The sequence below is a fragment of the Variovorax sp. 350MFTsu5.1 genome, from assembly GCF_048302515.1.
Lineage (GTDB): Bacteria > Pseudomonadota > Gammaproteobacteria > Burkholderiales > Burkholderiaceae_C > Variovorax > Variovorax guangxiensis.
Window position 1 is genome coordinate 6138140 of record NZ_CP157620.1, and the last position, 12413, is coordinate 6150552.

Genomic DNA, 12413 nt, shown 5'->3' on the forward strand with positions numbered 1-12413 from the left:
CAGACCCGACAGAAGCAGCAGTGGGAGCAGACGCTCAGCGGACGCGTGGAAGTGGCGGAATCTTTTCCTGCGTCGCGTTGCCATTGATCTTCGTTTCCAGAACGCCGCCGGTGGCGAAGGCCTCCGCGGGGGTCTTCAAGGGCCAACGCATGTTCGCGCCCGGCAGGACGTAGCCCATCAGGCCGGCGTGCACCGGAGTGCGCTTGCCGGCGGTATCGACGAAATCCAGATCGGCGAGCTGGGCGTGCATGCCGCCGCCGTTGGCGACCTCGAGCACCGCCTGGCTGCCTTCGCGGCGCAGCGACCAGCTGAGCTGGGGTGCGGCCGGCTGCGCGCCGGCGGCTGCGATGAAGATGGGCACCGAGTAGCGCAGCACCAGCTGCAGGCCCTTCTTTTCCTTCATCTCGACGGGCAGTTCGTCGATGACTACCCGGTACGAATTCTCGACCGCGCCGGCAGGAACCCCGGTGCGGATGACGCGGATCAGCTGCCGCTCGGACGGTGCGAGCTGCACCATCGGCGGGCTCACGAGGAGCTCGCGCGAGGGCATGAGCTTCTCGTTGCCGGCTTCCTGCGACCACTGGTAGACCCGCACCTGGGCGTGCACCACGTCGTCGCCGGTGTTGCTGAGCCATAGGCCATCGGCGTTCTGCGTGGCCTGCAGCGTCAGCGTGACCGGAGAGACCTGCAGCCCGCTAGCCGAGGCGGCCGCGTGCGCCAGCAGGGCGAACGCGAGGGCAAGGGTGTGGCGCAGCAGGCGGTGCACGGTCGGCCTCAGGCAATGGATCAGTAGTTGACCTGGACGGTTACGGTGTCGGCGTAGGCACCAGGCGTCACGTTGGCGCTTGCGACCGTTGCGAACACGGGGATGGACTGGGCCGTGCCGGTGCCGGTGCCGGCCACGCCGTTTCCGACCGAGGTGGGCGTGGCGGTGTTGCCCCAGATGGGACCCGTCGCGCTCACCGAGCGAAGCTGGTAGGCAATGGTGTCCGGGCCAGCCACGATGGGACTCATGAAGCCGGCGCCGGTGGTGTCGGTGGCAGCGGTGCTCGAAGGCTGCAGGCCGATGTTGTAGGGCGTCGACTTGGAGCAGGTCACGCTGATGTTGCTGCTGGCCGACAGGGCGGTGGCGGTCGAGGTGACCGAGCCGAAGTCGATGTTCGAGGCCGCACCCGCCGTGACCGAGCAGGCCTTGGTCACGGTGATGAGGACCTTGAACGTGGAGCTGGCCGTGTCGGCGATCGCCGCGCTGGCGGCCAGAGCGGCCAGGACGGCTGCAACGATGAGGGAAGGTTTTTTCATGAGGACGGACTCTCGGGTATCGAACGGTTGATGAAGAGAGAATGAGGCCCAAAGTTCACAAATTTGGGACTGTGAATTTTAGTTAACAATTGGAAGAAAGAGTGAGCTGTTGTTACGGCGACAGCAAAATTCGCTCGCCCAGGCACTCGTTTCCCGGCCTTGCGTGACTTTTGTTACGAAATTCGGCCACTCATCCAGCAGCCTTCCGACAGTTCCGTAGCGCGGCCGCCACGCCGCCCCAAGCCGGTGCACCCACACTGGCACGTCGCTTGCATAACCTGACCACTTGCTCTGATTAAGCGGTCAAACACACCATGCGAGTGCTCGTCGTCTACTGCCATCCGGTCGAAACCAGCTTCCACGCCGCCCTGCACCAGGAGGTCTTGAAGAACCTTCGCGCGGCCGGGCACGAGGTTGACGACTGCGATCTCTACGCCGAAGGCTTCAACCCCGTGCTCTCGCGCGAGGAGCGCCTGGGCTACCACGACGTGCCCTCCAACCAGTTGCCGCTCGCGCCCTACGTGGAGCGCCTGCAGTGGGCAGAGGGCATCGTGTTCTGCTTCCCGACCTGGTGCTTCGGCCTGCCGGCGATGCTCAAGGGCTACTTCGACCGGCTCTTCATGCCGGGCGTGGCCTTCGACATCAGCGACCCGGCCAACGTGAAGCCGATGCTCACGCACATCAAGCGCATCAGCGCCGTCGTCACCTACGGGCGGCCGCGCTGGATGGCGATGTACATGGGCGATCCGCCGCGCAAGATCGTCACGCGGTACATGCTGCGGCTGACCGGCCGGCGCGCGAAGGTGGACTACCACGCCCACTACCACATGAACGTCGCGACCGAGCCCCAGCTCAAGCGCTTCATGGCGCGCGTGGGGCAAGCCATGGCGCGCTTCGCATGAGCGCGCCATCGCTCCTCGATAACGTGCGCCTGCCGCGCTGGCTGCTGCCGGCCGACTGGCCGCAGCGCGATGGCGTGCCCGAACTCGCGCGCGTTGCGATCGAGGCAGGCCGCGTGCGGTCTGTCGACCCCGCTGTCGCCGCCACGCCCTCCGCCTGGAACCTCGGCGGCGCACTGGTGCTTCCCTGCTTCGTCGACGCCCACACGCACCTGGACAAGGCCTTCACCCTGCCGCGGATGAGGCAGGTGCAGCCCGGCCTGCTCGGCGCCATCGACGCGATGCTCGCCGATCGCGTGCACTGGACGCCGGCCGACGTGCGCGAGCGTGCCTCGCGCGGCCTGCAATGGGCCTGGGAATGCGGCACCTCGCACCTGCGCACGCACGTCGACTGGTGGGAGCCCGATGCCGTGCCGATGGCATGGCCGGTGATGGCCGAGCTGGCGCAGGAATGGGCCGGCAGGGTGCGGCTGGAGCAGGTGAGCCTGATCAAGCTGCCGCTCTTCGAAGACGCCGCGCAGGCCATGCGCCTCGCCAGGCAGGTGAAGGCCACGGGGCCGCACGCGCTGCTCGGCGGTTTCGTGCACTCCACCAACTGGAGCGAGAACGCGCTGCGCAACCTGCTGGTCTCGGCGCAGGCCTGCGACCTGGACATCGACCTGCACGTGGACGAGGAACTCAACGCTTCGGCAGTGGGCCTGCAGACCACCGCCCGCATCCTGCGCGAGATCGGCTACGAGGGCCGCGTGGTCTGCGGCCACATCTGCGCGCTCGCGGCGCAGCCCGAGGCGCAGGCGCTCGCCACGCTCGACGCCGTGGCGCGCGCGCCGATCACGGTGGTGTCGCTGCCCGCCACCAACCTGCTGCTGCAGGATGCCGTCACCGGCCGCACGCCGCGCCTGCGCGGCATCACGCTGGTGAAGGAAGCGCGCGAGCGCGGCATTCCGCTGCTCTTCGCGAGCGACAACGTGCAAGACCCTTTCTGCCGCGTCGGCAGCTTCGACCCGGTCGAGGCGCTGGGCACGGCCGCGCTGGTGGCGCAGCTCGACGAACCCTTCGACGAATGGTCGCAGGCGCTGTGCCGCAGCGACTGGCTGCGGCACCAAGCCGCTCCTGCGAGGCCCACGCTGGTGGGCCAGGGCGCCGACCTGGTGCTGTTCACGCAGGCCGACCGCCACGGCTGGCCCTCGCGCACCGCTGGCCGCGTGGTGCTGCGCGACGGCCGCGTCACGCACGGCGACGCGACGCCCTTCCTCCCCCGGTAACGAACACACAAGGACACCTTCCCATGCTCCACGGCTACATCCCGCCCCACCGCTTCCTGCCCTACCTGAGCTGGACCGAAATCGCCGCGCTGCCCGACCGCGAGAACACCGTCATCGTGCTGCCCTGCGGCGCCATCGAGCAGCACGGCCCGCACCTGCCCTGCTCGGTCGACAGCGTGATCTGCTCGGGCGTGATGGGCAAGGCGCTCGAAAAGCTCCCCGCCGAGGTGCGCGCCTTCGCGCTGCCGACCATCACGTATGGCAAGTCGGAAGAGCACCTGCACTTCCCCGGCACGATGACGCTGACCGGCACCACGCTGCTGTCGACGGTGATCGAGATCGGCGAGTCGGTGTACCGCTCGGGCTTTCGCAAGCTGCTGTTCGCCAACGGCCACGGCGGCCAGCCGCAGGTGCTCGAAATGGCGGCGCGCGAACTGCGCCTGCGCCACGGCGATTTCGTGGTGGTGCCGCATGGCGTGTCGCGCCTGCCGAGCGCGGCCAGCAAGCAGGTCAGCGAGCAGGAGAAGAAACTCGCGATGCACGCCGGCCATTCCGAGACCGCGCTGATGCTCGCGCTCGCGCCCGAGACGGTGCACATGGAACATGCGGTCGCCAACTTTCCGCCGCCCTTCCCGATCAAGCTGCTGTCGGCCGACGGCCGCCCGGCCTGTGCATGGACCTCGCGCGACTTCGGCCCGAGCGGCGTGATTGGCGACCCGACCACCGCCACGCGCGAGCAGGGCGAAGCCATCCTCGACACGCTCTCCGACAGCTGGGTGCAGGCGCTGACCGAGCTGCACGCACTGCGCTGGGTGGTGCGCGAGGAAGCCACCTGGGAGCGCGGACACCAGCAGGGCTTCATCCAGCAGCGCTTCGAGCCGGCGGCCTGAGCCCGCTTCTTGCAACGGCCGCTTCTTCCTTTTCTTTCGTCTTCTTCAACTCCCCTGCCCTAGAGAGGTCCCCATGCGCTCCTTCGCACTGTCCATCGCCGGCGCCGCCGCCATCGCCTTCCTCGCCGCTGCGCCCGCCCGGGCCGAGGACAAGTTCACCTATATGACCAACTGGTATGCGCAGGCCGAGCACGGCGGCTTCTACCAGGCCGTGGCACAGGGCATCTACAAGAAGTACGGCCTCGACGTGACCATCAAGATGGGTGGCCCGCAGGTCAACATCACGCAGATGATGGCCGCCGGCCAGGCCGACTGCATCATGGGTTCGAGCGACATCCAGATGATGCAGGTGCGCGAAGGCGGCGTGCCGGTGGTCAACGTGGCGGCCTTCTTCCAGAAGGACCCGCAGGTGCTGATCGCGCACGACGACGTGAAGAAGTTCGAGGACCTGAAAGGCAAGACGCTGCTGATCGGCGCGCAGGCCCAGCGCGGCTACTGGCCGTGGCTGAAGGCCAAGTTCGGCCTCACCGACGAGCAGACCCGCCCCTACACCTTCAACATCCAGCCCTTCGTGGCCGACAAGAACGCCGCGCAGCAGGGCTACCTGACCTCGGAGCCCTACGCCATCCAGAAGGCCGGCGTGAAGAGCACCGTGCTGATGTTCAGCGACCACGGCTTCCCGGCCTACGCGACCACCGTGTCGTGCATGGAGAAGACGGTGAAGGACCGCAGCAAGCAGGTCGCCGCCTTCGTGAAGGCCTCGGCGGAGGGCTGGAAGAGCTACCTCGCCGACCCCGCGCCCGCCAACGCGCTCATCAAGAAGGACAACCCCAACATGACCGACGACCAGCTGGCCTACAGCGTGGCCAAGCTCAAGGAGATGGGCATGGTCACCGGCGGCGACGCGGCCAGGCTGGGCATCGGCGTGATGACGGATGCGCGCGCCAAGGCGAGCTACGACTTCCTGGTGAGCGCGAAGCTGCTCGATCCGTCGAAGGTGGAGCTGGCGAAGACTTACACGACCGAGTTCGTGAAGGACGCCAAGGTCATCCCCTGAACCTTAACGACGCGCTGCGCATGAACCGAATCGACCCCCACACGTTGGCACCGCCCCCGGAGCACTCACCCGCCGTACCCGCGGTGGAAGTGCTCTCGGCCGAGAAGACCTATCCCAACGGCACGCAGGCGCTGCTGCCGGTGGACCTGTCTATCGCCGAAGGCGAGTTCGTCACCCTGCTCGGCCCCTCGGGCTGCGGCAAGAGCACGCTGCTGAAGATGGTGGCGGGCATGCTGGAGCCCAGCGACGGGCGCCTGCTGGTGTGGCGCCGGCCGGCGGCGCAGCTGCACGACTGCCCGCGCAAGATGTCCTTCGTGTTCCAGTCGCCCACGCTGATGCCGTGGGCCAGCGTGCGGACCAACGTCCGCCTGCCGCTGGACCTGGCCGGCGTGCCGCGCAAGGAGGCCGACGCGCGGGTGATGGAATCGCTCGCGCTCGTGGGTCTGGAGAAGTTCGCCGACGCGCTGCCGCGTGCGCTCTCGGGCGGCATGCAGATGCGCGTGTCGATCGCGCGCGGCCTCGTCACGCAGCCCGACCTGCTGCTGATGGACGAGCCCTTCGGCGCGCTCGACGAGATCACGCGCCACAAGCTCGACGCCGACCTGCTGGAGCTGTGGCGCAAGAAGAAGCTCACGGTGATCTTCGTGACGCACTCGATCCACGAGGCGGTGTTCCTGTCGAGCCGCGTGGTGATGATGGCCGCGCGGCCCGGCCGCGTGGTGGAGGAGTTCCGCATCGACGAGCCCTATCCGCGCAGCGCCGACTTCATGGTCACGCCCGAATTCGCGCGCTACGCCAAGCAGCTGCAGGACAGCCTGCTGCGCGCCAGCAGCACCGACGAGGAGGCCGCGCGATGACTGCCAAGACCCTTCCCCTGCTGGCTCAGCCGCGCGTGCAGCGCGTGCTCTACCCGGTGCTGATCGGCGTGGTGCTGGTCGCCCTCTGGCAATGGCTGGTGGTGGCGATGGAGCTGCCGCCCTACCTGGTGCCCTCGCCCTACCTGATGATGCAGACGCTGGTGACCGACTGGGCGCCGCTGGGCAACGCGCTGCTGGTCACGCTGAAGATCACGGTGCTGTCGTTCCTGCTGGCCACGGTCGCGGGCGTGCTGATCTCGTTCCTTTTCGTGCAAAGCAAGCGCATCGAGACCGCGCTCTTCCCGTACGCGGTGCTGCTGCAGGTGACGCCCATCGTGGCGGTGGCTCCGCTCATCATCATCTGGGTGAAGAACCCGGTGGCGGCGATGACGGTGTGCGCGGCGCTGGTGGCGCTGTTCCCCATCATCAGCAACACCACGCTGGGTCTGCGCAGCATCGACCCCGATCTGCAGAGCTACTTCAAGCTCAACCGCGCGACGCGCTGGCAGCAGCTGGTGCGGCTGCGCATTCCGAGCGCGCTGCCCTACTTCTTCGGCGGCCTGCGCATCTCCAGCGGTCTCGCCCTGATCGGCGCAGTGGTGGCCGAGTTCGTCGCGGGCACCGGCGGCTCGGGCGCGGGGCTGGCCTACCAGATCCTGCAGGCGGGCTTCCAGCTGAACATTCCGCGCATGTTCGCGGCACTGCTGCTCATTTCCCTCACCGGTGTCGCGCTCTTCGTGCTGATGGCCTGGCTCACCAAGCTGGCGCTGGGCTCGTGGCATGCGAGCGAACTTTCACAGGACTGACCTTGACCATGAACGCCCCTGTTTCCGCCATCGAGCAGCTGCTGCTCGAACTGCCCGACCTCGACTGGATCACCGACGAGAGCCGCGTCACGCGGCTGTCCTCCGACTTCTCCTGGTTCAGCCCCGTGCTGGTGCGCCAGCTCAAGGACAAGCGCGCCGACGTGGTCGTGCGGCCGCGCACCGAGGAAGAGATCCGCGCGGTGGTCGGTGCGTGCGCGCGCCGCTGCGTGCCCATCACCATCCGCGGCAGCGGCACCGGCAACTACGGCCAGACCACGCCGCTGGCCGGCGGCGTGGTGCTCGACATGACGGGCTACAACAGCTGCCTGTGGGTGCGCCCCGGCGTGGCGCGCGCGCAGGCCGGCATCCGTCTCGGCGAACTCGAGAAGCAGACGAAGCCCACGGGGCAGGAGCTGCGCTGTGTTCCATCGACCTACCGCAGCGCGACGCTGGGCGGCCTGTTCGGCGGCGGCTTCGGCGGCGTGGGCTCCATCAACTACGGGCCGCTGGGCGCGCCCGGCAACGTGATCGGCATCCGCGCGATGACCATCGAGGCCGAGCCGCAGGTCGTGGAGCTGCGCGGCGCCGAGGCGATGCGCATGCACCACCTGTGGGGCACCAACGGACTGGTGCTGGAGCTGGAGATCGCGCTGGCACCCGCGCATCCGTGGCTCGAGACGCTGATGACCTTCGGCGACTTCGAAAGCGCGCTGAATTTCGCCGACAAGCTTGCGCATGCGCCGGGCATCGTGAAGCGCGGTGTCACTTTCTTCGCGGCGCCGATCTCCGACCATCTGTCGCAACTCGCCGCGCACCTGCCCAAGGGCTGCCACACGGTGCTGTCGCTGGTGGCCGAGTCGTGCGAGCCGGCGATGCTCCAGCTGGTGGAGGCGCACGGCGGCGCGGTGAGCTACCGCAAGACGGCTGCCGAGGTGCAGAAGAGCAACCGCACGCTGATGGAGTTCACCTGGAACCACACGACGCTGCACGCGCTGAAGATCGACCCGAACCTGACTTATCTGCAGAGCGGCTTCATCCCCGGCAAGCATGTCGAGCAGGTCATCGAGATGGAGAGGCTGCTGGGCGGCGAGCAGGGCGAGGTGATGATGCACATCGAGTTCCTGCGCAACGTGGCCGGCCTCATGACCTGCAGCGGGCTGCAGTTGGTGCGCTTCAGCACCGAGGAGCGGCTGCAGGAGATCATGCGCATCCACCGCCAGCACAACGTGCACATCAACAACCCGCACGTGAACATCGTGGAAGACGGCAAGGCCGGCGGGCCGCTGCCGCCGGAGGTCATCGAGGTGAAGAAGCGCTTCGACCCGCTGGGCCTGCTGAACCCGGGCAAGCTGCGCGACTGGCCGGTGAAGGCGGCTTCGGCAGCCTGACCGGTTTCAGTCGCGGCGACGGCCCAGTACCCAGGCCACCGCCACGATGGCCATGGCGAGCAGCCAGAGCGGCCAGAGGCCGAACGGTGCCACCCAGCGCGCGAAGGGCGTGAGGCCGCGACGGCCTTCCACGTTCGCCTCGAGCACGCCGCGCGTGAGGCGCGGCAGCTCGTGCGTGACGCGGCCCTGGGCGTCGATCACCACGGTGGCGCCGGTGTTGGTCGAGCGCACCATCGGCCGCGCGAACTCCAGCGCGCGCATGCGCGAGATCGACAGGTGCTCGTCGATGGCCACCGTGTCGCCAAACCAGGCGATGTTGCTCACGTTGAGCAGGATGGTGGGCGCGCTGGCCTCGTCGCGGAAGTTCGCGCCGATCTCGTCGCCGAACAAGTCCTCGTAGCAGATGTTGGGCGCGATGCGCTGACCTTGCCAGACGAAGGGCGGCTGGGCAAGCCCGCCGCGCGCGAAGTCGCCGAGAGGGATGTTCATCATCTGGATGAACCAGCGGAAGCCCCAGGGAATGAATTCGCCGAAAGGCACGAGGTGGTGCTTGCTGTAGGCGTAGGGCTGCGCGTCGCCGGGGCGGAAGCCGAGCACCGCGTTGCTGTAGGTGCCCTGCCCGCCGAGCGGCAGGCCCACGATGGCGGCTTGATTGCCCTGGCTGTAGCGGGCCTTGATCGCTTCGAGATAGCCGGCTGGCAGTTGCTGAGGCAGCAGCGGCAAGGCGGTTTCGGGCGTGACGACGAGCGAAGCCTTGGCATCGCGCAGTTGCTCGCCGTACCAGCTCAGCGCGGTCTCGATGCCGCCGCCGGGAATGAACTTCTCGTCCTGCGGGATGTTGCCCTGCAGGAGCGCGACGCTCAGGTTGCCGGCCGCGCCTTTCGCGCCTCGCACATCGTCGCGCAGCGCGGGCACGAGGTTCGGCACGGCGAACACGAGCGCGATCAGCACCACGCCCTGCGCGGCTTCCACGATGCGCAGCGGACGATGCAGCGCGACCAGCGCAACAGCCAGTGCTCCTGCGGCGCCGATGCCGTAGACGCCCACCCATGGCGCAAGCGCCGAGAGCGGCCCCTCGACATGCGCGTAGCCGCCGGCGCCCCAAGGGAAACCGGTGAACCAGCTGCCGCGCACCAGCTCGGCCAGCGTCCAGAGCGCGGCGAAAACCAGCGCGCCCGTCACCCGGCCCCTCGGCCCCCGTACGACGAACCACGCCGCGGCGACTGCGTAATAAAGGCCCAGTGCAGCAGCCAGCGCGAGCACGGCGATGGCGGCCAGCGGCGCCGGCAGGCCGCCATAGGTGTGCATCGAGATGAAGAGCCACCAGAAGCTGCCGGTGAGCCAGGCGGTGGAGAACAGCCAGCCGTGCAGCCCGGCACGTCGCCAGCCTGCGCCCTGCGAACGCAGTCCGTCCAACAGCCAGACGAACGCGCCAAGCGACAGCAGCTGCAGCCACCACAGCGGCTTTCCGCCGGCCGGCGAAGCCATCGAGAGCGCCTGCGCAAGCCCGGCGGCGACGAAGCCGAGCGGACGGAGGAAGGAGGCGAAGGAGGAAGCCGGCGCGCGAGCCATCAGTCGGCCGCGTCGCCGCCGCGCGCCGGAGACACCTTGAACCAGCGCACCGCGCCGCCCTTGGTGTGCAGCACGACGAAGTCGAAGCCGCCGATCGCATGGTGCTCGCCGCGCTTGGGCACGTGGCCCATCTCGTGCGCGATCAGGCCGCCGATGGTGTCGAAGTCTTCGCTGAGCTGTTCTTCGTCGAACACGATGCCGAAGGCCTCGGCGACGCGCTCGATGGGCGTGTCGCCCGAGACGCGGTAGGTGTGGTCGGCCAGGCCGAAGATGTCGCCCTCGTCCTCGGCGATGTCGAACTCGTCCTCGATCTCGCCGACGATCTGCTCCAGCACGTCCTCGATGGTGATGAGGCCGGCCACGCGGCCGAATTCGTCGATGACGATGGCCAGGTGGTTGCGGTTGCCGCGGAACTCGCGCAGCAGGTCGTTCAGGCCCTTGCTCTCGGGAACGAAGGTGGCCGGGCGCAGCAGCGCGCGGATGTTCAGGCCCGGCGCGCGCTGCAGCTTGAGCAGGTCCTTCGCGAGCAGGATGCCGATGATGTTTTCCTTCTCGCCCTCGTACACCGGAAAGCGCGAGTGCGCGGTGTCGATGACGAGATGCAGCAGCGCGTCGAACGGGGCGTCGATGTTCACCAGGTCCATGCGCGGCGCGGCGACCATCACGTCGCCGGCGGTCATGTCGGCCATGCGCAGCACGCCTTCGAGCATCACGCGCGACTCCGCGCCGATCACCTCGTTGTCCTCGGCGTCTGCCAGGGTTTCGATCAGCTCGTCGCGCGAATCGGGGCCGGGGTGGATGAATTCGGCGAGTTTCTGGAGAAAGCTGCGCTTGTCTTCCCGTTCGACGGGAGCGCGTTCAGGGTGAGGTTCGGCCACTGCGGGAGGGCGGAGTTGAGGAGGGACAAGGATACCGGATTGCGTGTGACACGCTCTACCGGCCCTCCCCGAGGGTAAGTACGGAAGCAGCCGCCAGGGCCGCGGAGCTCAGGGCGCCGACTTCTTCCGGGCGTCGCGCATGCCGCTGCGCACTTCCTGCAGGCTGGCCAGGAAGGCCCAGAACTGCTTGGCGCGGCTTTTGAGCGCGAAGTCGACGGCGGCGTAGTGCTCCAGGGCGATCTCGCTCATGCGGCTGTCGAAGGTGGCGCTGGGCAGTTCGAGATGAGCCTCGGCTTCCGAGCCGCTGCGCACCACGGTGGCACCGGCGTTGCGGGCGATCTTCAGCATGGCGGCGTTCTCGCTCAGCGCATGGATGAAGAGCATGCCCACGCCTTCGTTGCGCGCCACGACCACCGCACGCTCGAAGAGGCGGGCGCCGTAGCCGCGCCCGCGGGCATGGGCCGACACGGAAACGCCGAACTCGGCGCAGTCGCTGTGCTGGTCGCCGGGGGCGAAGGCCAGGTGGGCCATCGCGATCAGGTCGAGGCGGCGGTTGTAGATGCCGAAGAGCTCGTCGCGCTCGAAATCGAGGCTGTCGACGTAGCGCTGGATCTGCTCGTCGGCCGCCGCGTAGCCGAAGCGCAGGTAGCGGTCGTGCGGAGTGAGGTCGAGCAGGTGGCGGGCGATGCGCTCGCGTTCGCGGGGGCCGATCGAGCGGATCGGCACCATCACCGGTTGAGGCGCGCTGACTGCGCGTGGTTGCGCCTCAACCATTGGCGCCTTCAGGAAAGAGCCAATGCCGAGAGACGCTTTGAGAAGGGTCTTGGCGGTAAGCATGGCTCCAATGTAAGGGTTTTCACCTAAACAACAAGTTCACAAGGTTAATCCGGGGACACATTCGTGACCCCTTACCAGAACGTGTGGCGCCATCGCAACCAAATTGTGGCTAAACAGGCACAGCTGTTGTGGCCTTGACACGGTCGAGCACGAAGCTGGTCTTGCAGTCTTCAACGCTCGGGTGCTTGAGCAGGGTGTCCATGATGAAGCGGCTGTAGTGAGCCATGTCGGCCACCACCACGCGCAGCAGGTAGTCCATGTCGCCGGTGAGAGCCGCACATTCGACTACCTCGGGCCAGGTCTGCACGCTGGCGCGGAACAGGTCCATGGGGTTGCGCTTGTGGGTCTCAGTGTGCTTTTCCAGCCGCACGTTGAGGTAGGCGGTCAGCCCCAGGCCGACGGCTTCGGGCTGGACCAGGGCCACATAGCGGTCGATCACCCGATGCTCTTCCAGCCGCTTGACCCGGCGCAGCACGGCGCTGGGCGACAGGCTCACCTGCTCGGCGATCTGGTCGTAGGTGGCGCGGCCATCTGCTTGCAGCGTGCGCAAAATGAGCCGATCAATCTTGTCCAGTGCTTCCATTTCGCCATTCTTGCAGCTTTACTGCGCAAGAGCCACCATGAGCGCGTGGAAACGCAGAAAACCTGAGAGGCATCCACCC

At 67.7% G+C, this 12413-nt stretch carries 13 protein-coding genes; 7 read left to right on the forward strand and 6 right to left on the reverse strand.

Annotated features, from left to right (window positions below; all coding sequences use genetic code 11):
• Positions 1 to 34 precede the first annotated feature (34 nt).
• Both ABL843_RS27880 and ABL843_RS27885 read right to left on the reverse strand, forming a co-directional pair.
• Complete coding sequence (locus ABL843_RS27880) at positions 35 to 766, reverse strand: molecular chaperone (RefSeq protein WP_418118076.1); 732 nt, start codon at positions 764 to 766, stop codon at positions 35 to 37.
• 20 nt (positions 767 to 786) lie between these two features.
• Positions 787 to 1302 (reverse strand): spore coat U domain-containing protein, encoded by a 516-nt coding sequence (locus ABL843_RS27885; protein ID WP_126023789.1) that lies wholly within the window; start codon positions 1300 to 1302, stop codon positions 787 to 789.
• Positions 1303 to 1616: 314 nt separating this feature from the next.
• On the opposite strand from ABL843_RS27885, the gene ABL843_RS27890 reads away from it, so the two are divergent.
• The 7 genes from ABL843_RS27890 to ABL843_RS27920 all read left to right on the forward strand — a co-directional run bounded on the left by ABL843_RS27890 (position 1617) and on the right by ABL843_RS27920 (position 8464).
• Positions 1617 to 2204, forward strand: coding sequence for an NAD(P)H-dependent oxidoreductase (locus ABL843_RS27890; protein WP_418118077.1), 588 nt, complete (start codon positions 1617 to 1619; stop codon positions 2202 to 2204).
• Entirely contained in the window at positions 2201 to 3466 is a 1266-nt protein-coding gene (locus tag ABL843_RS27895) for an amidohydrolase family protein (RefSeq protein ID WP_418118078.1), read from the forward strand. Before ABL843_RS27890 ends, ABL843_RS27895 begins: the two co-directional genes overlap by 4 nt.
• Positions 3467 to 3489: 23 nt before the next feature.
• On the forward strand, positions 3490 to 4356 hold the full coding sequence (locus ABL843_RS27900; protein ID WP_126023792.1) for a creatininase family protein: 867 nt from the start codon (positions 3490 to 3492) through the stop codon (positions 4354 to 4356).
• A 73-nt stretch (positions 4357 to 4429) separates the two neighbouring features.
• Positions 4430 to 5413: an ABC transporter substrate-binding protein gene (locus tag ABL843_RS27905; RefSeq protein ID WP_418118079.1), complete on the forward strand. Its 984-nt coding sequence runs from the start codon at positions 4430 to 4432 to the stop codon at positions 5411 to 5413.
• 20 nt (positions 5414 to 5433) lie between these two features.
• Positions 5434 to 6270 carry an ABC transporter ATP-binding protein gene (locus tag ABL843_RS27910; RefSeq protein ID WP_418118080.1) on the forward strand — a complete coding sequence of 279 codons (837 nt, stop codon included), beginning with the start codon at positions 5434 to 5436 and terminating at the stop codon, positions 6268 to 6270.
• Complete coding sequence (locus ABL843_RS27915; RefSeq protein ID WP_418118081.1) at positions 6267 to 7076, forward strand: ABC transporter permease; 810 nt, start codon at positions 6267 to 6269, stop codon at positions 7074 to 7076. The genes ABL843_RS27910 and ABL843_RS27915 overlap by 4 nt, the downstream gene beginning before the upstream one ends.
• A gap of 8 nt (positions 7077 to 7084) precedes the next feature.
• The gene (locus tag ABL843_RS27920; RefSeq protein WP_418120530.1) at positions 7085 to 8464 is read left to right on the forward strand and encodes an FAD-binding oxidoreductase; all 1380 of its coding nucleotides are present in this window, start codon (positions 7085 to 7087) and stop codon (positions 8462 to 8464) included.
• Between the two features lie 6 nt (positions 8465 to 8470).
• Here the strand turns inward: ABL843_RS27920 and lnt are convergent, their stop codons facing one another.
• From lnt to ABL843_RS27940, 4 genes are all read right to left on the reverse strand, one after another.
• A complete protein-coding gene (gene lnt / locus ABL843_RS27925) occupies positions 8471 to 10036 on the reverse strand; it encodes an apolipoprotein N-acyltransferase (RefSeq protein WP_418118083.1) in 1566 nt (521 codons plus the stop codon).
• On the reverse strand, positions 10036 to 10914 hold the full coding sequence (locus ABL843_RS27930; protein WP_126023798.1) for an HlyC/CorC family transporter: 879 nt from the start codon (positions 10912 to 10914) through the stop codon (positions 10036 to 10038). Before ABL843_RS27930 ends, lnt begins: the two co-directional genes overlap by 1 nt.
• Before the next feature lie 108 nt (positions 10915 to 11022).
• Positions 11023 to 11751 (reverse strand): GNAT family N-acetyltransferase, encoded by a 729-nt coding sequence (locus tag ABL843_RS27935; protein WP_126023799.1) that lies wholly within the window; start codon positions 11749 to 11751, stop codon positions 11023 to 11025.
• Positions 11752 to 11860: 109 nt separating this feature from the next.
• Positions 11861 to 12334, reverse strand: coding sequence for an Lrp/AsnC family transcriptional regulator (locus ABL843_RS27940; protein WP_019658474.1), 474 nt, complete (start codon positions 12332 to 12334; stop codon positions 11861 to 11863).
• Positions 12335 to 12413: the final 79 nt, after the last annotated feature.

Bases quoted from the DNA above. Each gene is read 5' to 3' on its own strand.
- ABL843_RS27885 (WP_126023789.1), bottom strand. From the start codon at position 1,302: ATGAAAAAACCTTCCCTCATCGTTGCAGCCGTCCTGGCCGCTCTGGCC.
- ABL843_RS27910 (WP_418118080.1), top strand. From the start codon at position 5,434: ATGAACCGAATCGACCCCCACACGTTGGCACCGCCCCCGGAGCACTCA.
- ABL843_RS27940 (WP_019658474.1), bottom strand. From the start codon at position 12,334: ATGGAAGCACTGGACAAGATTGATCGGCTCATTTTGCGCACGCTGCAA.
- ABL843_RS27895 (WP_418118078.1), top strand. From the start codon at position 2,201: ATGAGCGCGCCATCGCTCCTCGATAACGTGCGCCTGCCGCGCTGGCTG.
- lnt (WP_418118083.1), bottom strand. From the start codon at position 10,036: ATGGCTCGCGCGCCGGCTTCCTCCTTCGCCTCCTTCCTCCGTCCGCTC.
- ABL843_RS27890 (WP_418118077.1), top strand. From the start codon at position 1,617: ATGCGAGTGCTCGTCGTCTACTGCCATCCGGTCGAAACCAGCTTCCAC.
- ABL843_RS27915 (WP_418118081.1), top strand. From the start codon at position 6,267: ATGACTGCCAAGACCCTTCCCCTGCTGGCTCAGCCGCGCGTGCAGCGC.
- ABL843_RS27900 (WP_126023792.1), top strand. From the start codon at position 3,490: ATGCTCCACGGCTACATCCCGCCCCACCGCTTCCTGCCCTACCTGAGC.
- ABL843_RS27920 (WP_418120530.1), top strand. From the start codon at position 7,085: ATGAACGCCCCTGTTTCCGCCATCGAGCAGCTGCTGCTCGAACTGCCC.
- ABL843_RS27935 (WP_126023799.1), bottom strand. From the start codon at position 11,751: ATGCTTACCGCCAAGACCCTTCTCAAAGCGTCTCTCGGCATTGGCTCT.
- ABL843_RS27905 (WP_418118079.1), top strand. From the start codon at position 4,430: ATGCGCTCCTTCGCACTGTCCATCGCCGGCGCCGCCGCCATCGCCTTC.